At 65.4% G+C, this 21718-nt stretch carries 18 protein-coding genes; 9 read left to right on the forward strand and 9 right to left on the reverse strand.

Features of this window, described 5'->3' with window-relative positions; genetic code table 11:
* Positions 1-7: 7 nt before the first annotated feature.
* Both A5712_RS23260 and A5712_RS23265 read right to left on the reverse strand, forming a co-directional pair.
* Entirely contained in the window at positions 8-919 is a 912-nt protein-coding gene (locus A5712_RS23260) for an NAD(P)-dependent oxidoreductase (RefSeq protein WP_068110414.1), read from the reverse strand.
* Positions 916-2511: a GMC oxidoreductase gene (locus A5712_RS23265; RefSeq protein WP_068110417.1), complete on the reverse strand. Its 1596-nt coding sequence runs from the start codon at positions 2509-2511 to the stop codon at positions 916-918. Before A5712_RS23265 ends, A5712_RS23260 begins: the two co-directional genes overlap by 4 nt.
* Positions 2512-2846: 335 nt before the next feature.
* Between A5712_RS23265 and A5712_RS23270 the strand changes: the two genes are divergently transcribed.
* From A5712_RS23270 to A5712_RS23280, 3 genes are read left to right on the forward strand one after another with little or no spacing between them, the layout of a single operon-like run.
* Positions 2847-3698, forward strand: a complete 852-nt coding sequence (locus A5712_RS23270) for an FkbM family methyltransferase (protein ID WP_197519479.1) — start codon at positions 2847-2849, stop codon at positions 3696-3698.
* A gap of 29 nt (positions 3699-3727) precedes the next feature.
* A complete protein-coding gene (locus A5712_RS23275; RefSeq protein ID WP_156766732.1) occupies positions 3728-4774 on the forward strand; it encodes an SGNH hydrolase domain-containing protein in 1047 nt (348 codons plus the stop codon).
* A 9-nt stretch (positions 4775-4783) separates the two neighbouring features.
* Complete coding sequence (locus tag A5712_RS23280; RefSeq protein WP_082973613.1) at positions 4784-5839, forward strand: glycosyltransferase family A protein; 1056 nt, start codon at positions 4784-4786, stop codon at positions 5837-5839.
* Here the strand turns inward: A5712_RS23280 and A5712_RS23285 are convergent, their stop codons facing one another.
* The 4 genes from A5712_RS23285 to A5712_RS23300 are packed head-to-tail and all read right to left on the reverse strand — an operon-like array spanning position 5840 to position 9463.
* Positions 5840-6451 (reverse strand): HAD-IIIA family hydrolase, encoded by a 612-nt coding sequence (locus tag A5712_RS23285; RefSeq protein WP_068110427.1) that lies wholly within the window; start codon positions 6449-6451, stop codon positions 5840-5842. It abuts the gene before it with no gap.
* A gap of 35 nt (positions 6452-6486) precedes the next feature.
* Positions 6487-7734 (reverse strand): glycosyltransferase family 4 protein, encoded by a 1248-nt coding sequence (locus A5712_RS23290; RefSeq protein WP_156766733.1) that lies wholly within the window; start codon positions 7732-7734, stop codon positions 6487-6489.
* Positions 7731-8369: an SIS domain-containing protein gene (locus tag A5712_RS23295; RefSeq protein ID WP_197519480.1), complete on the reverse strand. Its 639-nt coding sequence runs from the start codon at positions 8367-8369 to the stop codon at positions 7731-7733. Before A5712_RS23295 ends, A5712_RS23290 begins: the two co-directional genes overlap by 4 nt.
* On the reverse strand, positions 8354-9463 hold the full coding sequence (locus A5712_RS23300; RefSeq protein ID WP_082973615.1) for a hypothetical protein: 1110 nt from the start codon (positions 9461-9463) through the stop codon (positions 8354-8356). Before A5712_RS23300 ends, A5712_RS23295 begins: the two co-directional genes overlap by 16 nt.
* 240 nt (positions 9464-9703) lie before the next feature.
* Here A5712_RS23300 and A5712_RS23305 point away from each other — a divergent pair, with 240 nt between their 5' ends.
* The 6 genes from A5712_RS23305 (at position 9704) to A5712_RS23330 (ending at position 17358) form a co-directional block, all read left to right on the forward strand.
* Complete coding sequence (locus A5712_RS23305; RefSeq protein WP_068110436.1) at positions 9704-10708, forward strand: SGNH hydrolase domain-containing protein; 1005 nt, start codon at positions 9704-9706, stop codon at positions 10706-10708.
* Between the two features lie 42 nt (positions 10709-10750).
* Positions 10751-11776 carry a hypothetical protein gene (locus tag A5712_RS23310; RefSeq protein ID WP_068110440.1) on the forward strand — a complete coding sequence of 342 codons (1026 nt, stop codon included), beginning with the start codon at positions 10751-10753 and terminating at the stop codon, positions 11774-11776.
* A 168-nt stretch (positions 11777-11944) separates the two neighbouring features.
* Positions 11945-12658 (forward strand): DUF1361 domain-containing protein, encoded by a 714-nt coding sequence (locus A5712_RS23315; protein WP_082973616.1) that lies wholly within the window; start codon positions 11945-11947, stop codon positions 12656-12658.
* A gap of 314 nt (positions 12659-12972) precedes the next feature.
* Positions 12973-15141: an acyltransferase family protein gene (locus A5712_RS23320; protein WP_068110443.1), complete on the forward strand. Its 2169-nt coding sequence runs from the start codon at positions 12973-12975 to the stop codon at positions 15139-15141.
* A gap of 21 nt (positions 15142-15162) precedes the next feature.
* Complete coding sequence (locus A5712_RS23325) at positions 15163-16437, forward strand: glycosyltransferase family 4 protein (RefSeq protein ID WP_068110446.1); 1275 nt, start codon at positions 15163-15165, stop codon at positions 16435-16437.
* 69 nt (positions 16438-16506) lie between these two features.
* Positions 16507-17358: a bifunctional 2-polyprenyl-6-hydroxyphenol methylase/3-demethylubiquinol 3-O-methyltransferase UbiG gene (locus A5712_RS23330; RefSeq protein ID WP_068110451.1), complete on the forward strand. Its 852-nt coding sequence runs from the start codon at positions 16507-16509 to the stop codon at positions 17356-17358.
* A 27-nt stretch (positions 17359-17385) separates the two neighbouring features.
* Here the strand turns inward: A5712_RS23330 and A5712_RS23335 are convergent, their stop codons facing one another.
* The 3 genes from A5712_RS23335 to A5712_RS23345 are packed head-to-tail and all read right to left on the reverse strand — an operon-like array spanning position 17386 to position 21565.
* On the reverse strand, positions 17386-17991 hold the full coding sequence (locus A5712_RS23335) for a DUF1616 domain-containing protein (RefSeq protein ID WP_068110454.1): 606 nt from the start codon (positions 17989-17991) through the stop codon (positions 17386-17388).
* The gene (locus A5712_RS23340; protein WP_156766734.1) at positions 17988-20147 is read right to left on the reverse strand and encodes a hypothetical protein; all 2160 of its coding nucleotides are present in this window, start codon (positions 20145-20147) and stop codon (positions 17988-17990) included. Before A5712_RS23340 ends, A5712_RS23335 begins: the two co-directional genes overlap by 4 nt.
* Positions 20144-21565 carry a lipopolysaccharide biosynthesis protein gene (locus tag A5712_RS23345; protein ID WP_156766735.1) on the reverse strand — a complete coding sequence of 474 codons (1422 nt, stop codon included), beginning with the start codon at positions 21563-21565 and terminating at the stop codon, positions 20144-20146. The genes A5712_RS23340 and A5712_RS23345 overlap by 4 nt, the downstream gene beginning before the upstream one ends.
* Between the last annotated feature and the right edge of the window lie 153 nt (positions 21566-21718).

Below are 21718 nucleotides of genomic sequence, written 5' to 3' on the forward strand. Positions count from 1 at the left end.
GCCGCAGTCAGACCGGGAGTTCGACGGCCGGCTTGTCGCGACCGGGCGGCCACACCGGCTCCCGCCGGCGGGCGGACCCGACGCTTCGAAACTCGACGCCGTGCCGCCCGAGACAGTCCTGGCCGGGCAATGCGTCGGCGGCCTCGATCAGCCCGAGCAGCGAGTCGGAACGAAATGGGAACGGGACGCCGGCGAGCTCGAGCAGCCGTAAAACGGCCATCACGGGTCCGGCGGGCACGGGCAAGCTGGGCCGGCGTTCATGTCCGGCCGAAAGGCCCGCGAAGATCGAGGGCAGGTCGACCGGCTGCGGATTCGCCAGCCCGACGACCTCGCCCGACAGCTCGTCGAAGTGTTCGATCACCGTCGCGATCGCGTGCGCCACATCGTCCTCGTGTGCCAGGAAGAGCTTGGCCGATTTGAAACGCGGCCAAAGCGGCAGACCAGAAATCTTCCGGAGCGTGCCCGCCATGCCCCCGGGCGATTCTCCGTAGATCAGACCGGGACGGACGACGACGCAACCCATGTCGAGGGCAGTGCGTTCCACCGCCAGCTTCATCAAGCCGTAGGTCTGTCGTGTCCCGAAATAGGCGGACATCGACGAGACGAACACGACTTTGCCGACGCCGGCGCTCACGGCGGCTTCGATCAGCCGGCGCGAACCGATCACGTTCTCGCGCCAAAGTTGGCTCGTATCTTTCCCGCTCAGTACCCAGGCAGCGTGGACGAGCGTGTCCACGTCTTGGAAAATCGCCCCGTCCAGGGGTCGACCGAGTTCGAAGTGGCGCCACTCGGTGACTTGGCGTTCGGGTCGCCGACGCGTCAACGCGACCACCTCGTCGCCGCGCTCGGAGAAATGGTCCGACAGAACCGATCCGAGGTAACCGGTCGCACCCGTGATCGCCACCCGGTCTGAAGTCATCGCGATCCCCCTAGGGCTTCGGTGGCGATTCGGTGCGCATTCGCCATGATCGTCAACGTGAACGTGGTCGCCGCAACGGTCGGAAACACCGACGCATCCACGAGATGGACGTTGCGCCAGGGCTTTACCCGACCGAGGGAGTCGCTGGCGAACGGGCCGAAAGGCTTCGCCTGCATGGGAAACGATCCCCCGTAGTGGTAACTCTTCGCCGGTCCGGACAGTTTCGTTTGACCCGGTATCGGGTGCAGGTCGAGCGCGCGACCGCAACGCCGGAGTTGTCGGAGCACCCGCTCGAGCATCGGCTGCGTCGCCTCATTGCGGCCCGACGTCACCCGGACCGGCGGTAGCGACCCGTCGGCCTCGACGGGGCCGATGCGAAGTTCGACGGGGGGCGAGGCCCACGAGGGCAGGTAGCCGAGGCCGACGGTCAGGCGCCGCAGGCCCGTTCGGGCCACCGAGCGCAGCGAGCCAGAGGTCAAGACGCCCGGGAGCGCCCCCAACATGATGTCGTTGTACGGGTAGCAATGCACGAGTGCGGCTTCTTTGCCGTCGCTGTCGAAGGTGACGAAGATATTGAACTGGTTGAGCGTGAACTGGCCGTCCTGTGTCAGCTCGGCGACCGGCCGCATCGACAGGAACGGCGTCATGAACTGAACGGATTCCGCCAATCTGATGGAGCGATCCGTGAGTCCGAGGGAGCCCGCGACGATCCTCGTCGTGCCGATCGCTCCCGCCCCGACCAAGACGCGATCCGCGCCGAAAACCCGCCGCCGCCCCGTCTCGACTTCCGTGGCGTGCACCGACACACGACCCGCCGCGTCCTCCTCGATGCGGTCCACCCGCACGCCGGACCGGTAATCCACCCGGCGCTGTGCCCTGAGCCGATCGAAAGTCTGCGACGCGGAATAGATGAGCTGGTACGGGCAGCCGGTCATGCACAGGCCGACACGACGACATGCCGATCCCTTCAGCGCCAAACGCGCATGACCAACCGTCACCCCGTGCCGCCGGACGGCGATCCGATTCCGTTCGTAGCGCCGCAGCACCGACGACGTGCGATCGGTGACCGCGGGCAAATGCTCGGGAGCACCCATCAGCGGAAAGGTCTCCTCGAGGTCGTCGGCCTCGCCCGAATACGGGATCTGGCTGAGGATTTCGCGGTAGTGCGGTTCCAGGTCGGGGCGCGAGATCGGCCACGTCTTGAACGTCCCCGTCGAATACGGCATCACCTGCGCCCCCCACGTGTTCGAGAATCCGCCGTAGGCCCCCGACACCACCAGCGGGTTGGCTTCACCGTCCGCGTCGATGTCGTCGAGTTGGCCCGCGTTCGCGAACACGAAGTTCGACCCGTATATCTGCTTGACCGGAAGCTGGCCCGCAACCGTGGCCTTCGGAAGCGCGGAGACCAGGTCCAAGTCGTCCGCACTCCAGCGGTCTGGCGACGTGCTTGCCATGGCCGCGCGGGCGGCCTGTCGGCCGTCCTCGAGCTGAGTGCCCAGATCCAAAACGGTGACCGTCGCCTCGCGAACACGTTCAAGCGCCAGGGCGGCCGCGGCAGCCGACGGACCAGATCCCACGATCACAATTTCCATCGGACCTCCTGGACCCGCAGCGCGATCCGGGCAGCGGTCGGCGAAGGGTACACGCAATGCTTCCTATAGCGGGTCTATCGTATCTTTTGACGCATATTAAGCCTCTTACAGTCTTGCTGTCACGTGATACGCTGACTAAAAAGATGATTTGAGCCCATATCACCGACTACCAGTCATCACCCATACCCGCCACGTTGAACCGCAACGAGACCCTGGGGAAGCACATAATGCCCGCTCTCAGCCCGACCAAGCGACGCGCGAGCCATGCCCTAGTCGGGTACATGCGCGCATGCGTCGCGAACGAACACCTGCCGATACTCGCCAAGAAAGTCTTCGTGAACCGATGCAACCAGCTGCTCACGGCGCTCGGCAGCGAGCCGGACGAAACCCCGGTGGAGTCCATCTACGGGACCAAGTTCGTCGCCGGCCTGGACAGCTCAGCCATCACGTCCTGCCTCCGCTTCCGCGGCACCTACGAACCGGTGCTGTCCGAATTCATTCTGCGGCACGTCCAGGAAGGCGACATCTGCGTCGACGCGGGCGCCAACATCGGCTACTTCACCCTTCTGTTCGCCAAGCGCGTCGGTCCGTCCGGGAAGGTCATCGCGATCGAAGCCGCGCCCGACACCGCGCGGCGGCTGCGCACCAACGTCGAGCTCAATGGGGCGGGCAGCATCGTTCACGTCGTCGAGGCGGCGTGCGCCCCAGAGAAAGGCGAGCTCACCTTCTACCTGCATCCCAGCGTTGATGCCTTCTCCCGGCTCAGCCCACCGGCCAAGGGCGATTTTGACCGCCGCTTCACGGGAAGCACCTGGATTCCCACGGCCGTGGCCGCAGACACGCTCGCGTCCCTCGTCGGCGCCGACGCTCCGCGGGTCTCGTTCATCAAGGTCGACGTCGAGGGCGCCGAAACGGCCATCGCGCCCCAAATAGCCGCTGACTTCACGCATCCCAACCTGGTGGTGGCACTCGAGGTGAGGACCGAAATCGAGGCCACGTTGCGGCCGTTCCAAGAGCAGGGCTTCCACGTCTACGACATGCACAACGATTATCGGTGGGTGTACGAGGACAAGGTGCCGGCGATTACCGAGACGACATACCGCGACATCTCCCACCGGGGGTGGCGCGAAGCTCGAGCGCATGCGGCCGACGTTCTCCTCAGCCGCCAACCGCTGGCTCTGTCCTGAAGATCTACCCAGCAGCACCAGGCCCGGCGATGATCCAAAAGTATTGTGCGGCAAGGGCGTTCTGCACGAAGATCCTCAGGCCCGGGTGGAAAGCATCCGTCGCGACGATCGCGGTCGCCGCCCTCGTTCTCAGTGGCTGCTCGACGTCGAACGCGCCGGCTCTGCCGCAGGGCGCCCCACCGAACCCGGACCGGGTCTTCGCCACGACGGCTCAGGTGCTTCAGGCGGTCCAAGCGGCCCAAACCATCAACGCCCTACCCGATGCGGTGGGCTACTTTCTGACCAAAGCCGACTGGCCGATGGCGACCGGGCACTTCGACTGCCACCAGGTCGACCCGCACGAGGTCGGTTTGCCGGCGAATGTCCTCGACCCCTCCGTATCCGAGTTCGGGCAGTGTGCGGCCGGCGCCGAGCACGGCACCAAGCGCATGGTGACGTTCGGGGATTCCCGCGCCGGGATGTGGGGAGCGGCGCTCGAAAGCATCGCCGCGAAGGGCGGCTACCAGCTGCGGACCTTCCACATGGGCGACTGCGCGCCGCTGGACCTGCCGTTCTTTTCATATGAGAAACACGTGCCGGACGGGGACTGCGCCCAATTTCGCCGCAGCGCGATCGCCGCGATCCGAAATCTGCATCCAGACCTGGTGCTAGTGACCAGCTTCAGCACCCATATGCTCGCCGACGGCAGCCAGCCGACCCCCGCCCAATGGCAAAAAGGCTGGGAGACAACGCTAAAGGAACTCGCCCAACCGGGTACCCGGCTGGTGATGCTCGGCGACATCCCCGACTGGGAAAACGACGACGCCCACTGCCTGGCCGGCCACGTCATGGCAGTCCAGAAATGCAGCGTCCCCGTCGCCGAGGGCATGCCGTCGGGAAACGTCGAGGCCGAGCAGGCCGCCGCCGCCACCGCCCAAGCGCTCTACATCCCCACCCTGTCCTGGGTATGCGCCGAGCGATGCGAACCAGTCATCTCCGATATCCGCGTGTACCAAGACCGGTTCCACTTCACCAACACCTATACCGTCTACCTCACCGGCGCACTCGGCGAGGCACTCCAACCTGCGCTCAGCTAGGCGGCGTCAATGCCATCCGTCAGCATTCTCACGGCGACGTACCAACACAGTGCGTTCATCGGGACCTGCATCGAAAGTGTTCTCCGGCAAACAAATCCCGACTGGGAGATGATCGTCGTCGACGACGGTTCCCAGGACGGCACTGCCGAGATTGCCGAGTCCTTCGGAGATCCGCGAATCGTCGTTATCCGCAGGCCCCACGAAGGAATCGGTGGACTGGCGCGTGGGTATAAGTTGGCACTCGCCAGCGCGAAAAGTCCGATTGTCGCGATCTTGGACGGTGACGACACGTGGCCCGCTCAAAAGATCGAGCACCAGCTGCCACTGTTCGCCGATCCCGGCGTCGTACTCAGCTACGGGACAGCGGGTCTCATGGACGAGAACGGGGTGACCTACGCGAAATACTGGCACAAGCCGCGCGGCGCCGTCGCCCGCAACGAACCGGTTGGCTCGATCCTGCCCGCCCTGGTGCGGCTCAACTTCATCAACGCGTCGACGGTGATGATTCGACGGACGGCCCTCGACGAGGTCGGAGGGTTTTGGCAACCGGAGAACACGAACTACGTCGACCTTCCCACCTGGCTCCGACTCGCAATGACCGGTAAATTCGCCCCCTCACCAAGGCTCCTCGGCAATTGGCGCCGGCACTCGACGCAGGTAACGACACGCAGCTGGTTCAACACCACCAACGACAGGACTCGGTTTCTCGAGACGTTCCTGTCGGACGTCAGTGACCGCCTTCCGCCAGGCATCACCGCCGACCTGGAAGGGGCGGTGCGCGCGGACGGCTCCCGGCAGAACGAGGAAGCCGAAATCGCCAGGGGGCGCGTCGAATTGATCTCCGGAAACTGGGCAGCGGCCGTCGACGCATTCTCGACCGCATTTCGATCCGGAGGGTCCGGGATGCGTCCGGTCGCCGCCGTCGGCATGCTGTGCGCGTTGGCCCGGACTGACATGGAGGTCTTCGTCAGGGCAAAGGGACGCCACGCGTTGCCGTCGCGACGGCACCTCGCAAGACACGGGCTTGCCGGTCGTCCTGGCCGTTTCGCGGTGGACAGCGCTTGATCAGCGAACGTTCGCCACGCGCCTCATGCGCGGGCGCCGGTCGACATAGTTCTCGTACCGTCCAAGCTTTTCGCGGACACAGCCGGCCAATTCCGTTCCGGTGGTCGGCCCGACGAGCAGCGCTCGATCCGGCGCGATCCCGGCGGCGTGGGCGGCGGCGATATCGGTGGGCTGATCGCCGATCAGCATTGACCGGGCCAGGTCCAGGTTGAGGTCGCGCGCGGCGGCAAGGATCAAGCCGGGCTTCGGCTTTCGACACTCGCAATATCTCTGCGCCGGGTCGGCGGACCGCGGATGGTGGGGGCACGTGTAGATCGCGTCGATGGCGATCCCGTGCGCGGCGAGCGCGGCGACAAGCAGGGCGTGGATGGCCATGACGTGCGACTCGGTTGCCTTGCGGGTGCCGATGCTGCCCTGGTTGGTGACGACGACCAGTGCGGCACCGGCCGTTTGGGCGGCGGCGGCCGCCTCGAGCGCGAGGTCTATCGGCTCGAAGTCGCCGGGCTCGATGACGTACCCGTCGACGATATGCCGGTTCAGGACCCCGTCGCGGTCCAGGAACAGCGCGGGCCGAGGCGCCGTCGGGGCTTCAGTTCGCAGGTAGCGCAGCATGAATCGAGGTCGCTGTGAGGGCCTTCGATCGCACGTCACCGCTCGGCAAGTTCGCGAAAGAAATCGGCGTAGCAATCGGCGTTGGCATCCCAACTGTGCGGATTATCAAAGCGCGTACCGACTTTCGTTATGGATCGCAGCATGGCGTCGCGCAGCCCGACCGGATCTCCCACGTCGGCGAAAACGACTCCGCCGTAATTTTCGCAGGCCTCTTGAAGCGCGGTCACCTTCGTGGTGACCAGGGGCAGGCCCGCTTCCATCGCCAAGTTGACTGGTCCCGAGGCCGAGGCACGGCGATACGGGACGACGATGACGTCCGTCGTTTCGAACAAATCTCGGACTTGGTCTTCCGGAAGAAATCCCAGGATGATCTCGTGATTCTCCGCACCCGTGTCTCGAATAGTCTGCAAGGCCTCCTCCGTGCCGCCCCATGGCTCGCCGGCCACCGTCAGATGGGCGCGCACCCCGTCGCGCATCAGCATGGAAAAGGCCGCGGCGAGTTCATCGATGCCCTTGTACGGGCGGATGACCCCAAAGAAGAGAAACCGCACCGGATCTCCTTCGCTGCGCACCCGTTTCTTGGCGGCGGATTCACCATCGCCCACGTCCTCCAGCGGTCCGGGAAACACGACCGAAAAGGGCAGTCGCCGCACGCAGGGATAAAATTTCTGCATCACATCGATGTCGGACTTGGAATGAACAACCACCCCGGAGACCAACCGCGCCAAAAGGCGCATCACCACCCGGGCGTACGAGGTGACGAAGGGGACCGCCGCCTCACCGACGTCCGTTGTTTCATGCATCTCCAACACCACCGGCGCGCCGATCAGCCGGGCCACCAACGCGACCACCAGGTAGCTGTGCGCGGTCAGCGCCGCCCACCACTGGAGCAGGACCACCTTCGGGCGCCGCCGTAAGAGGAACCGGATCGAACGAAAGATTGAGGCGCCCCAATACCAATCGAGGCCCTCACAGGTCGGAATGCCCTCGAGGTGCAGGGCCTCGGGGCCATACGTTCCGACCCTGTCGCGTCCGGGGTAGAAGCGACGCGGGCACAGCTCCCTGATCAGCAGGGCGCTCACGGAATCGCCGCGACGCGCGAAGGCATTGGCTATCGCGGCGTTGTGGTATCCGACGGCCGAGAGGAAACGAGCGCCCGGGCCGACGAGCATGACGTCGTCGGGTCCCCCATCGATATCCGATGGCCGCATCCCGCTCGTTCGGCCGGCTGGGGTCGTCTCAACGCGCATGGGCTTTGCCGGAGAAATCTCGACCACGCTCACACGCCCGTGGTGTCGAAGAGAAATTCGTCTGCGCTTCGCTCGATCGGGAAGAGCGCCCGCTCCACCAGAGCGAAAATCATGTGGCCACACATGATGTGAAGCTCTTGTATCTTGGCCGTTTCGCTGGCAGGCACATTCAATTGATACTCGGCGATGCCCATGTCTCTGGGCTGGTTGCCGGTGAAAGCGACGGTGACGACACCCATCGCCTTCGCGGCCTCGAGCGCCCTGACGACATTCACCGAGCGACCCGAGGTCGAGATCCCGATGAGAACGTCCCCGGCACGCCCGAGCGCTTCAACCTGCCGGGCGAAAACCAATTCGTATCCGTAATCGTTACCGATCGCGGTGAGGGCCGAAGTGTCGACGGTCAAGGCGATCCCGGCAGCAGGAGCGCGATCGTAGTTCTGGCGGCCGACCAACTCGGCGGCCAGATGCTGCGAATCCGCGGCCGATCCGCCATTTCCGCAGAACATGATCTTTCCGCCCGACCGCAAGGATTCGATGATCGCGCAGGAGATATCCGCCAGAATTGTTCCGTATCGCAGATCTTGCAAGGCGTCGAGGCTGGCGCGGGTTTTCGCCATCTCTCCGTCGATGAATGCAAGCATCTCGGTGTTCATCGCAGCGCCCACGCTACCGCTCCTTCCGATACAAAATGTGCCGGCTGTACCGCGCCGAAGTGCAAGTCGCCCAGAGCCCGCATGACCGCCGGCCGCCGGACCGGGTCCGTGAGGAACAGGACATATCCCCCGCCACCTGCGCCTGACACCTTTCCCGCGAGGGCGCCGGCCGCAAGCGCGACATCGAAGCAGTGTTCGATGCGGGGAGTCGAAATGCCCTCGGCCAGTTTCTTTTTCATTCGCCATCCCCGCTCGAGAACTCCGGCGAGCTGGACCAGATCCCCCTTCAGCAAGGCCTCCTTCATCGCAATCGCCTCTTCCTTGAGTTCATGGGTAGCTGCGAGTTGCGACGCGGAGCCCGCTGAAATGTAGGTGGTCTGACGCTCGATGATTTCGGCGGACTTGCGCGAAACCCCGGTGTGGAACAGCACGATCGATGCCTCGAGCTCGCGCAGCGTTGCCTCCTTGATTCGCAAGGGATTCACGATGACCCGTCCGCCGGGCCCGAACTCCATCACATTGAAGCCACCAAACGTCGCTGCGTATTGGTCCTGACTTCCCCCGGCCTGGCCGTAGTCGTTGCGCTCGATCTCGAACGCGAGCCGTGCCACGTCGTACTCACCGAGCGGCAAGGCGAAGAATTCGCGAAACGCCTCCACCACCGAGACGACCAGAGCTGACGAAGAGCCCAAGCCGGAACCGGGAGGTGCGTCCGACACCGTAGTCAGGCGAACGCCCGGCCGGCCCAGATCAAAATCGCGAGTCAGGCGTTCATAGATGGTTTGGTGCAGCGTCAGCGGTCCCGACCCGGCCGGCTTCGGCCCATCGGCGACGGGGTCGTCCACCTCGATATCGGGTGCGCGGAACTCGATGGCGCCGTCCGTGGTCTCTTCCAGGGTGGCGTAGCAGTATCGGTCGATGGTGGCATTCAGGACGATGCCGCCGTAGGTGTCGCAATACGGCGACACGTCGGTTCCGCCGCCGGCGAGGCCGATCCGCAAGGGCGCACGGGAACGGACCCGGTGGGCCGGCCGCCGCCTGTCGCGCTCGCGGAGACCCGTGTTCGCCTGTAACCAATAGTTGGCCGTCACAGTGTGTGCGGGCATGTTTTGTCCCTTGGCTAATCGTTGCGGGCGGCGAGAGCAGAGTGCAGAGTCGCGAAACGGCACGTCGTCCCCGGCGACAGCGCTAGTCGAGGCGTCCGGACGTCCGTACCGGCCATACACATAAAGAGGGATCATACATACTTTTCATATGATGCGAAGCGCTACGCCCAACTTCAAGTATCATGCCTTTTGGACACAAGCGGGCGGTCAGCCGCGGAGCTACGAACTGAGTCGCAACCTATGACAACTTTCGGGATTCAAAAGCGGCACGGACACCGAGCCGCACGGCTGATCGCTGCCGCCGCCGTCGCGGTGAGTGCGTGCTCGACGTCGAACGCGGGGGCGGGCCCCCAGGGCGCCTCGACGAACCCGGCCCGGACGGCCGCCACCGGCGCGCAGGTGCTGGAAGCCGTCCACGCGGCCCAAACCACCGACGCCCTGCCCAGCACGGTGGGCTTCCTGACCAACGAGGACTGGCCGATGAGCAAAGGGCACTTCGACTGCCACCAGGTCGTCGACGTTCCCGCCAATATCGTCGACCCGAAGAGGACGGAGTTCGGAGAGTGTGCGGCCGGCGATGAGCACGGCACCAAACGCATGGTGATATTCGGAGATTCGCGTGCCCGGATGTGGGGGGCGGCGCTCGAAGGCATCGCCGCAAAGAACGGCTACCAGCTGCGAACCTTCCTGATGGCGGCCTGTTCGCCGCCCGATCTCCACTATTTCTCGTACGAGAAAGGCACGCCCGACGTCGATTGCGACCAATTCCGCCCGGCCGCGATCGCCGCGATCCGAAACCTGCATCCAGACCTCGTCCTCGTGACCAGCTTCAGCACCCATATGCTCGCCGACCGCAGCCAGCCAACCCCCGCCCAATGGCAAAAAGGCTGGGAGACAACCCTCAAGCAGCTGACCCAACCCGGAACCCGGCTGGCGATGCTCGGCGACATCCCCGCCTGGGAAAACGACGACGCCCACTGCCTGGCCGGCCACGTCCTGGCAGTCCAAAAATGCAGCGTGCCCGTCGCCGAGGGAATCCCATCCGGAAACCTCGGCGCCGAGCAAGCCGCCGCCACCACCGCCCAAGCGCTCTACGTCCCCACCCTGCCCTGGGTATGCGCCGACCGATGCGAACCCGTCATCGCCGACACCCGCGTCTACCAAGACCGGTTCCACTTCACCAACAGCTATACGGTCTACCTCACCGGCGCACTCGGCGAGGCACTCCAACCGGCACTCACCTAGGCGACGACCGATGACCGGCCGTCGGCTGCTAGCGACCCGTAGATGACGCGCAAGGTTTCGCGCAGGACATTTCTGCACGGGGCCAGCGGCCTCGCGGCCGTCGGTGCGCTGTCGGGATCCGTTGGCGCTGCGGCCATCCTGAACGCCCAGAGCCTGAGCGATCCCGGCATCCCTCCGGGCGCCAAGTTCCGTGGGGTCAACCTCGTCAACAGTTTCACTCAGACGACCGCCGCCGACGGCAACGACATCTGGGCGTCGCTGTGGGGTGTCTGGGACTGGCACGGGCTTATCGCGCCGCAGTTGGAGGACATCGCGACGATCGCGAATGCGGTCCGCATCTTCGGCAACACGCTGGTCCTGGCGCTGGAAAGCATCACACTCACGCAGTACCTGGCCCGGTGGCAACAGTTCCTCGACCACGCCCAGGCTCTTGGCCTCTTCGTCTACGCCTGCGGCGGCGACCTGGGGCACTGGGGCAGATACACCTGGGCGCAATCCACCGAGACCTATCGCCAGCTCGCGCAACTGCTGAAGAGCTACCCCAACGTCCTCGGCGTTGACATCGTCAACGAGGCGTCCCAGCCGCTGGCGCCGGTCGGCTGGACATACAACCAGCCAGAACCGGTCGCCGAAATGCTGACCGAGTTGGGCGGCATCGTTCGGTCTGCCGGGCTGCCGATCACCTATTCCCGAAGCGTCACGGCGCGCAGCGGATGGGCGCAGGACTACTACACCGACCACCTGGGCGATTTTCTCGATTTCCACGTCTATTACCTGCCCCACGCCACGGACTCCCTCCAGGCGTACGGTCACCCGGCCAATGCCAACAAGAGGCTGATCATCGGCGAGTTCGGCATCACCAACACCTCGTCACCCGAGGAGCGAGCCGCCTACTACAGCGCGGTCCGCGCGATGATCGACAACGATCCCCGCTGTATGGGCGCCCTGGCCTGGTCCGCCTACGACTTCGGCACGACGAAAGACATGCAGACGGGCCTGTTCGACCCACAGCGGCGGCTACGTCCGGACATCGCCCGACCGTTCTCCACGTTCCCGATACGGTGGTGATTTTCCTGGTGGCCACCGCTGTGCCCGACCATTTGATCGCGAAAGTTCTGGTGCCTCAAGCGTTCTCATCAGGGGTGCTGCCCTACTCCGAGTCACGGGACTGACCGAGCCGGCCGCGGCGGGCGCGCAGTCATCGAACCGCTTGCTCGTGGCTGGCAAACTGCATTCATGACGTCTGCGCGCCGGGTGGTCTTGGTGGTGTCGCTGGTGGCAACCACCGGGCTGACACTCGTCCTGGGTGTCACCGACCCGTTCCCCCCGGCGAGCTATCCGACGCGCTTTTTCGTGTGGAACCTGGCGTTGGCGTGGATTCCGGTGTTCTGTGCGGCCGGTTTCGGCGTGGTACGCCGCCGGATCTGGTTGGTGCCAATCGGGCTGCTGTGGCTGGCGTTCCTGCCCAATGCCCCGTACCTGATGACCGACCTCGTGCACCTCCGTCACGACGTCGAATTGTGGCGACACGTCATGCAATACGGCGTCGCCGCGTGGACCGGCGTCATCCTCGGCGTGGTCTCGGTGCATCTCGTGTGTCGGCGGATCGAGCGCGAGTTCGGCCCGGTGATCGGGTGGATCGCGGTGGTGGTGTCGGTCGGCTTGTGCGCCATCGGCGTGGTGATCGGGCGGTTTCAGCGGTGGAACTCTTGGGATTTGCTCACCCAGCCGGGCGCGGTGGCGGCGACGACGTTCGACTGGGTGCGTTCGCCGCTTGCCTACGTCCAGCCGACCGGTTTGGCGCTCGCGGTCGGGGCCTTGTTCGGGCTGGCATACCTGACGCTGTGGTCCCTGTGGCCGGCGCGCGCCCTGAGGCCGGCGGACGAGGGCGCGCCCGACGGCATCGAAGCCGGTCCCCCCGCGGTGACGGGGGCGGGCAAGCTGCCATGACGCGTTGGCGATGAGCCGTCGGGTGCCGGCCTATCGCTTCGCCGATCGCGGCGGTCGCGTGGGGCGCACATCCGCTCCGGTCCGAGGAAACTATAGGTTTGCGAATCGGCCCTATTTGAGACAAAATGGATGTACTGTGCCCGTATAAGCGCATCTTCGGTATACGCTCAACCCGTCGGACTCACGGGCCGCGGTGACCAACGGACCGCTTTGGTCCCCTGCTTACGCTGGGAGGAGCAGATGCCGTTCGTGATCACGCGGCTAAGGGATGGGGCGGCAAGCCCGTCCCGAGCGAAGTCCCGTCCGGGAGCGTGATGACGCATCGGGCGACGGCACACCGCGACACGACGGTCGCATCGCTGGATGCCGCCGTCGCCCGTCGATCGCGACTCGCCGATGCCGTCCCTTCGCCGGCGGCCGGGCGCGGCGATCGGTTTCGCCCAGACATCGAGGGTATGCGCGCCATCGCGGTCGGACTCGTGCTCTTGTTTCACGGCTACGGGAAGCCCTTCACCGGCGGGTTCGTCGGTGTGGACGTCTTTTTCGTCATCTCCGGATTTCTGATCACCGGCCTGCTCCTGCACGAGCAGATCAACGACGGCCGGATTTCGCTCTGGCGCTTCTATGCCAGGCGGGTGCGGCGCATCCTTCCGGCGGCGACCCTCACGGTGCTCGCCACGATCTTCGCGGCCTATCAGCTGCTGGGCTTCATCTCCGGGAACGAAGTCGCCAACGATGCGAAATGGACGGCCGTGTTCGCGGCGAACATCCACTTCGCCGAGCAAGGGACCGACTACCTCGGCTCGCGACTGCCGCCGTCACCTCTTCAGCACATGTGGTCGCTCGGCGTCGAGGAGCAGTTCTACCTGGCCTGGCCGACCCTCTTTCTGTTGGTAGCCATCGTCGTTCGCCTGTCGAAGCGCCGCAACGTGGTCGCCGTCCTCACCACTTCGCTGCTGGCGGTCATCGGCGCTTCGCTTGCGTGGTCGGTTGTTCAGACGTCGTCGAACGCGACGTGGGCATATTTCTCTCCGCTGACCCGCGCCTGGGAACTCGCTCTGGGAGCCCTGGTCGCAGTGCTCGGGCCCGCGGTTTCCCGAGCGCCTCAATCGGTGCACCAGGTGAGCGCTCTGTTGGGCTTGGCCGGGATCGCAGCCAGCGCACTGATTCTGACGTCGTCGACGCCCTATCCCGGCTGGGCCGTGGCCATCCCGGTGGTCGGCAGCGCGATGCTGATCGCGGCCGGATGCGGCAACCCGCAGACGGTCGTCGGCCGCGTCCTCTCCGTTCGCCCGATGCAGTGGTTGGGTGCGCGGTCCTATTCGCTTTACTTGTGGCACTGGCCGATTCTCGTGATCGCCGCCCGATATGCCGGGCACCAGCTCAGCGCGTGGCAAAACTCCGGTTTGCTGTTGGTTGCGGTCGCGGCCTCAGCGATCACGTTTCGAGTGATCGAGAATCCCGTGCGCCGGTCCGCCTTCTTGAGGTCCCGGACGCAATTGACTCTGGCGATCGGTGTGGCCCTGACCTTGTTGACGGTCGCGGTGGCACAGCATCAGATCGCTTCGCACGAGCGAACCTGGAACCCACCTAAACTCCAGCCGTCATCCGTGGGGCAGGCGCAGGTGCTCGAAGCCGTCCAGGCCGCCCAAAGCCTTCACGTCCTGCCGAAGTCTGTGGCGGATTCGCTGACCAAACTGGACCTGGCCAAGGCCACGGGACGCTTCGACTGCTACCAGATCGCGCTTCCTCCCGAGTTCGTCGACTTCTCCAAGTCGGAGTTGGGGCACGAATTCGGGCAATGTGCGGCCGGCGCCGAGCACGGCACCAAGCTCATGGTTACCTTCGGAGATTCCCGCGCCTGGATGTGGGGGGCGGCGCTCGAGGGTGTGGCCGCGGCGAACGGCTATAAGTTGCGCACGTTCTACATGAACAGCTGCCCCGCCCTGAACCTCCATTTCATGTCGTATCAGACCCAGGCGCCGAATGACGAGTGCTATCAATTCCATCGGAGTGCGGTAGCCGCGATCCGGAAACTGCATCCGGATCTGGTGATCGCGACAGGCGCCGGCACGCAGCTGCTCGCCGACGGCAGCCAGCCGACCGCCGCGCAGTGGCAGGAGGGCTGGGCCTCGACCTTCCGGGAACTGGCCCAACCCCAAACCCGGTTCGCCATGCTCGGCGCCATCCCGACGTGGGAGAAAGACGACGCGCACTGCCTGGCGGCCCATGCCAGTGCGGTTCAACAGTGCAGCGTGCCGAGATCGGAGGGCATGCCGTCGGGAAGTCCCGAAGCCGAGCAAGCCGCCGCGTCGGCGGCCGGGGCGCTGTACGTCCCGACCGTCCCATGGGTGTGTGCGGATCGATGCGAACCCGTCATCGCCGACATCCGCGTGTACTACGAGCGGTTCCACTTCAGCAAGTCGTATGCGGCTTACCTGACCGGCGCCGTCGGTGAGGCACTGCGACCGGCGCTTGCCTAGGTCGGCGACAGGAGACATGAGGTGAGGATCTTCGAGGCAACCGATTGCTACCCACCCCCATTGGTGGGTGGGCGTGATCTCGCGGTCCAACTGCTCGCGCGTGAGCTGGCGCGCCGGGGCCACGAGGTCGACGTGCTGACTCTGGCCGGGGCGAAGGGACCGCGCACCGAGCACGACGGCGACGTACGAGTACATCGGATGGCCGGGTGGGGGCGCCTTCTCAATTCGCTCTACGTTGACCCCGAAAAGCCCTTTCACCCAACGCTTCCCGACCCGGGCCTGGTCCGCGCGATTGCCCGGCTCATCGAGGAGCGGCAGCCGGACATCGTCCATGTGCACTCGTGGCTGTTGTACTCGCTGCTGCCTCTGCTGCCGTCGGCGAAAACACGACTGGTGGTGTGGCTGCACGATTATGGCTTCGTCTGCCCGAGGGTCGGCTACGTTCATCGCGGCAGCGTCTGCACGGGCCCCGGGTACGCGAAATGCCTCTCGTGCTCGCGGGAGCAATACGGCGCGGCAAAGGGTTTCGCACTCACCACCGGACTGGCGGCGATGAAGCCGTGGCGCGGGCGTGTCGATCGCTACGTCGCGAACAGCCGATTCGTTGCCAACGCCTCGGCGCCACTGGTCGCCGGTAGCGGCCAGGGGATAGACGTGATCCCGCCGTTCGTCCCGGACGAGGCATTCCAGGCCGCGCGGGCACCGCGTCCGGCCTTCGTGCCCCCCGAAGGCGACTACCTCATGTTCGCCGGCGCGCTCGGACCGCACAAGGGCATCGACGTCCTGCTGGAGGCCTGGTCGGGCCTGCAAAACAGGCCGCCGTTGGTCCTGGCCGGGATCCGGCGACACGACACCCCGACCTCGTTCCCGCCCGGCGTCATCGTCTCCGACGACATCCTCCCCCGTGACGAGGTACTGCGCGGATGGGGCAATTGCCTTGCCGCCGTGGTGCCTTCGGTGTGGCCGGAGCCCTTCGGCCTGGTCGCCGCGGAGGCGATGGCCGCCGGGAGGCCGGTGGTCGCGTCAGCGGTCGGTGGGCTGGCCGAACTGGTGCAAGACGGCGTCAACGGGATTCACGTGCCACCGGGTGACGTACCGGCGTTACGCAATGCGCTCGAGCGCATCGTCGCCGACGCACCCTTGCGCGCCCGATTGGGATCGGCGGCTCGCGAGAGGGCGGTCGCGTACTCCTCGGACGTGGTCGTGGGGGCCTGGGAGCAGGTTTTCCACGACATGCTCGAAACGCGAACCAATGGTTCGCACATGCCAGCACACGAGCGGAGGCCGCGAGTGTGACCGACAAATGAATACGCTCCGCAGACACCAACGCCTATTTGCAGTTTCCCCCAAGGAAGGAATTAAACCGTGGACGTCCTAAGCGACAACCTTGCAACCAAACTCACACCGACGCCGTCGATCTACGCGCCACCGCGAACCGTCACGGACCCCGAATCGTGCTTTTTCTACCACACCATCGACATCCCGGGTCACGGCACGTTCGACGGGGAATGGGATTTGAGACGAGGGGTCGACCGCTACCTCGGCGGGGTCGACCTGACGGGCAAGCGAGTGCTCGAGATGGGGACCGCAAACGGGTTCCTCTGCTTCGAGATGGAGCGGCGCGGGGCCGACGTCGTCGGCGTCGACTTGTCCGAGGAGCAGTCCTGGGACATCGTTCCATTCGCCACATCTGATGCGGCAGACGACGACTCGGCCCGCAAAGCACACATGCGGAAGATCAACAACGCCTGGTGGTTGGCGCATGGAGCGTTCAACTCCCGAGCCAAAGTGGTGTACACGTCCGCCTATGCGGTCCCCGAGGAGATCGGCGCGGTGGATGTTGCGACCTTCGGTTCGATCCTCCTGCACCTTCGCGACCCGTTCCAAGCGCTCTGGAACGCGTGCCGCCTCACCAGGGAGACGGTCATTGTCACCGACATCCTTTCTCCCCGAGACGTATTCCCGCTCAAGATGCTGGACATGTTCCAGCGGCCGGCCATGCGCTTCAAGCCGAATCCGAAGACGGGAAGCCCCGACGAAACGTGGTGGACGTTGAGCCCCAAGCTGGTCAAGCGGTTCCTCGGCGTGCTGGGGTTCGAATCGTCGACCCTGACCTATCACCGGCAGCTGTCTACCCGGCATCGGGTGACCTTGCCGGTGCCGCTCTACACGGTGGTCGCACACCGGACCGCGGGGCGCGCACTCGGCGAAGGATGATCGAGGCGAAACCCAAGACGACGACGGTCAAGCGCGCGGGTCGGCGCGCTTTCCGTCGAACGAGAAGTTGAGGACCATCACGGATTGGCGGCCATCGGTCTCCGAAGGCGGCTGCGGCCTCGCGGTCGTTGTGCGGTTGTTCAACCTCAGCGCGTCGCGCTGCCCGGCGGCGACGCGTTCTTCGACCAATGAGAGCGCGTTCTTGATCCAGGCGCGGGGCTCCCAGACTATGGCGCCTGCTTTCAAGCGGTACAGCCCGCCAAGGGAAAGCACGACCGTGATGCCCCCTAGCAACTGTCCAAATGGCTGTCGCGAGAAGCCCATTGGCATGGCCGCGAGCAGCACCACCGCGCACGTCGCCACGGCGATGCTGATACCCAAGCTGGCGAGCAGCCGCTCGACCCATGACTGCCAGTCGGGCAGCGCGGCGCACACGAAAGACAAACCGGGGACCAGGAACACCATCAGCAGGCCCAGCACGAGCTGAATGATTTGCGGGACGCGGATGGGCCCCGCGTAGCCGGTTGCCGCATTCATGCCGGCGCAGCCGGCGGCGAATGACGTGTAAAACCACAGCCGGCGGGCGCGTGTGGTCATGCCGGTTTGGGAGGCTTCGGGTGAGGCGAGGCTCATGAACAGGCACCGCTTTCGATCTGGGAGGCGTCATAGATCTGGATGGGTCCCGCGTCGTAGATCAGCTTGATGCAAGGGTCGGCCGAGAACTTCTCGAGAGCTGCCGGCGGGAACGGGTGGCTTTGGTGGCCGGCCTCGGGTTCCTGGGTGTGGACATAATGATCGGCCAGGTTCGGAATGCTAAGCGTCATACGCCAATTGACCAGCAGGTACCGCAGCCGCAGCTCTTTGATGTTCTGCACGATCGCGCTGTTGATCGATTCGGAAAAGAAGATGGGCCAGAGCAGGCGCGAGTCGGCGAGGTCTTGATCTCCGTAGGTGGCGAGCGCCCACGAGTCCATGTCGTTGGCGCCGAACATGTTGTTCGGCCCCAGGTGCTGCAGAGCCCATATCGAAGCGGCGATGACGTCCGGCTGCAACGACCTCTCATACCCGTGCGGGTTCGACCCCTCCGGCAGCCGTTCGAAGAACCGGGTGCCCACGGTCACGTTGCCGACGAACACGACGGTCACGAGGGCGGCGGCGATAGCGGTCGGGACCAGCGAGTCACGCCAGGCGTTTCCAATTGCATTGGCCAGGCGGCCCGTTCGGATCTTGCTGCCGCGCCCGGCGCGACCGCCGCGCCCGGACAGCCGCCACTCGTACCATCTCGTTGCCGCCGCGGCGAACAACAGGCCGAACACGCAACCCAGGCCCGTGTAAACGTACTCCGAGGACCGACCCGATACCGCGACGCCGTTCGGGGCGAACCGCGGCACCAGGCTGAGCGGGAAGGCGATCGCCAGCATGGTGGCGACGGCCACGGGTGCCCGGCGGCACGACCACCGCGCGCGGAGCAGGGCGACGGGCAGGACCCCCAAGAGCACTAGAACGGCCGCATAACCCGCCATGGGCTCCCACGCCGGTGGGGCCATGGCGATGATGTGATACAGCTTGCGCGGTGCGGTGGTCCCGCGGATGACGTTGACCGTACTCTGCAGGGCCGGAAGGAGATTGCCCGTGATCAGGTAAGCCGCGGCCGGACGCGCCACGACGAAGAACCAGGTGAACGTCACGCCGCAGGCCACCATTGCCAGGATTCCGACCTGGCGTCGCGCCGCCTTCGTCGCGTGGCAGCCGACACGCTCGGCGAGCCACCAGGCCACGAGCAGCCCCGCCAGGATGAACCCGACGACGTGGTGGGTGAGGGTCACCGCGATGATGCCCACCACCGCGATGACCATGGGCGCGAAGCCACCGCGGTTGCGGGTGCGGCCGACCCACCAGACCACGAAAGCCGCGAGGGGAACCGCAAGGTTCCCGTAGGTGAACGTCGAGCACCAGAACAAGAACATGGGGTTGGCCATGTAGACCAGGCTGGCGAGCGCCGCGCCGCGGCCCGAACGCGTGACGCTCTCGAAGATGAGGTAGAAGAACGCGCACACCAGGACGCGGGCAATGCCCATGATCAGCAGGCCCGCGGCGAACATGCTCAGCCCGGTGAGTTCCACCACTCCGGCGGTGAGCGCGGCCAGTCCCGGGTAGTAAGCCGCCGTGTCCAGGAGCGGGTTCCAGGTGAACAGGTGACCCTTGCTGATGATCGCGTGGGTATTGCGCACATGGACGTACTCGTCGACGAAGGTGAAGTCGTAGGGCGAGCCCAACACCTTCACGAAATACAGGGCCAGCCCGAGGAAGACGACAAGGGTCAGTCGCTCCAGCGGATTGACGTCGCGTGCCAGGACCCGCATGGCGACGGGAACGAAGATCAACAGCACGCCGAGCCAGAACATCACATACGTTGGGAAGGAAGTATTTTCGTTTCGATTGGCTTGGTCGGCCACCCAGAGGACGCCGAGCCCGGCCGCGCTGCAGAGCACGATCAGCGCTACCCACCCGTAAGAAAATCGAGCGGACCGCGGCTCCTCCGGGGTGAATCGGATCGGAAGTGGTTCCGTTGCGCCAGATGTCGCCGCCCGGCCGTCGCCGATCGGTTTGACGTCGGCCGCGCCGCCAGAACGAATAAGTCTGAGGCCGTACCGACGGGGGACGGCAGCGACGCCACTGAGAGTTGTCAAGAAGCCCTGGGCCTGGCGCCACGTCGCGGCTCCGACCAACGTCCTCTCGTCCACGTCGTCGCCGTCGGTGGCCGAAACGAATTCGAGCCGGGGCCTCACCGGATCTCCTGGCCGCTGTGCACCCGAGCGCGCGAAGCCTGTCGGCGCCAATCCAGCACGACGTATGCGCAGCCGCACAGCTGCATCGCCAGGAATGCCCAGCCCACCGCGCTGATGCCGATCGACGGCAGCAGAAACCACGAAATCACCACGGTGCCAACGCCGATGCCGACCAACAGCACGGCCGCGGCGACGAGCCGCGCCTCGGCGCGCAGCACTCCGACGTAGACATGCACCACCGCGTCCGGGATCGAGGCCAGCACAACCAACCTCAACAGCCCCACCGAGTGGCCGGTATAGGAATGACCGAAGGCGGACAACATCGTCCCACCCAAAACAAGGATGGCCACCAAGCCGGGCACCATGATGGCGCCCAGGGTCTTGAACGCCGACCGAGCCAGCGCGCCGATCTCCTCGGGCCGGTGCATTCCCTCGGCGAACAGGTTATTGGAGAACGCGGGTGCGATGACGAGGAAGAGCGCCGCCAACATCCATGTCGTGTAGAAGTAGGCGTTGTCGCGCGCGGAGAGTCGCACCGTCACGATCACCGGAAGCAGATACGTCAACAGCCCCGCGCCGAGCCCGATCAGTTGGTGAAGCGTGACGCGCGAGCGAAACGCCCGAGCGGTCCGCAGCAGGACCGAAAGTTCCGGTGGTCGCGCAACTCCGATCCGCCGGGCGAGCAGCACCGCACCAAAACCGAGGCCCACCACGGCCCCGGCTCCCCAGGCCCCGAGCAGGCGCACCGCGTCCGGCGCAAAGACGAGTGCCACGAGGCCGAGCATCAGCACCTTGACGGCGCCGACGGCGAAGTTGCGCCTGAACGCATAGTTGGCTTTGCGTTCGGCGAGAAAGACGCAGTCGAGCGTGACGCCCACCGTGAGGGCGACGGTGCCGACAGTGAACACGGCCGCGAAGCCCACGCCGCGCAGCGCCGCCAGTTCGGGGGAGATCAGCGGGAGCACCGCGACGCTGCCCGCACACAGGGCCGCGGCGAACAACGTCACCGTCGCCACCCCCGCCCAGAACGTGGCCGACCACTCGGTTTCCTTCGCCTGTCGAGGAAGCGACTGGATGAGCATCCCGCCGACCCCGAGGCAGGACAGCATGAGCACGATGCTGGTGGCCGACGTGGCCGCGGCCGTCAGTCCAACGGTCGAGGGGCTGTACAGGTGCGCCGCCAAGAGCCAGAAGGCGTAGCCGAACGCGGAGTTCACCACCTGAGTCGCGGTGCTGAAGACGCCGTTTCTGATCAGTGAGTCGCTGCGGGCCCGATCGATGTACCCGCGCGCCCAATCAATGCGTGCCCGCAAGTCCGGACGCCGGCTCAGCTCGGACGTCCGCGACGGCTGGGCAGGTCTGAGGTCGGGGGTGGTCAAGTCATGCGCCGGGTCAGATGACTCACGAGCCAGACTCATGAACCCTCAACCCCAACCCCGGTCGCCTTATCCCCGGTCATCACCTCGACACCTGGCTGCCAGGTATGCGTTATACCATTGATGCACCAGAAGGCACAGCTTACATACTATTGGACGAGAATAGAACCGATTCAACGACTTATAGTTTAGGCG

Origin of the sequence: Mycobacterium sp. E2327 (assembly GCF_001672675.1) — a bacterium.
GTDB lineage: Bacteria > Actinomycetota > Actinomycetes > Mycobacteriales > Mycobacteriaceae > Mycobacterium.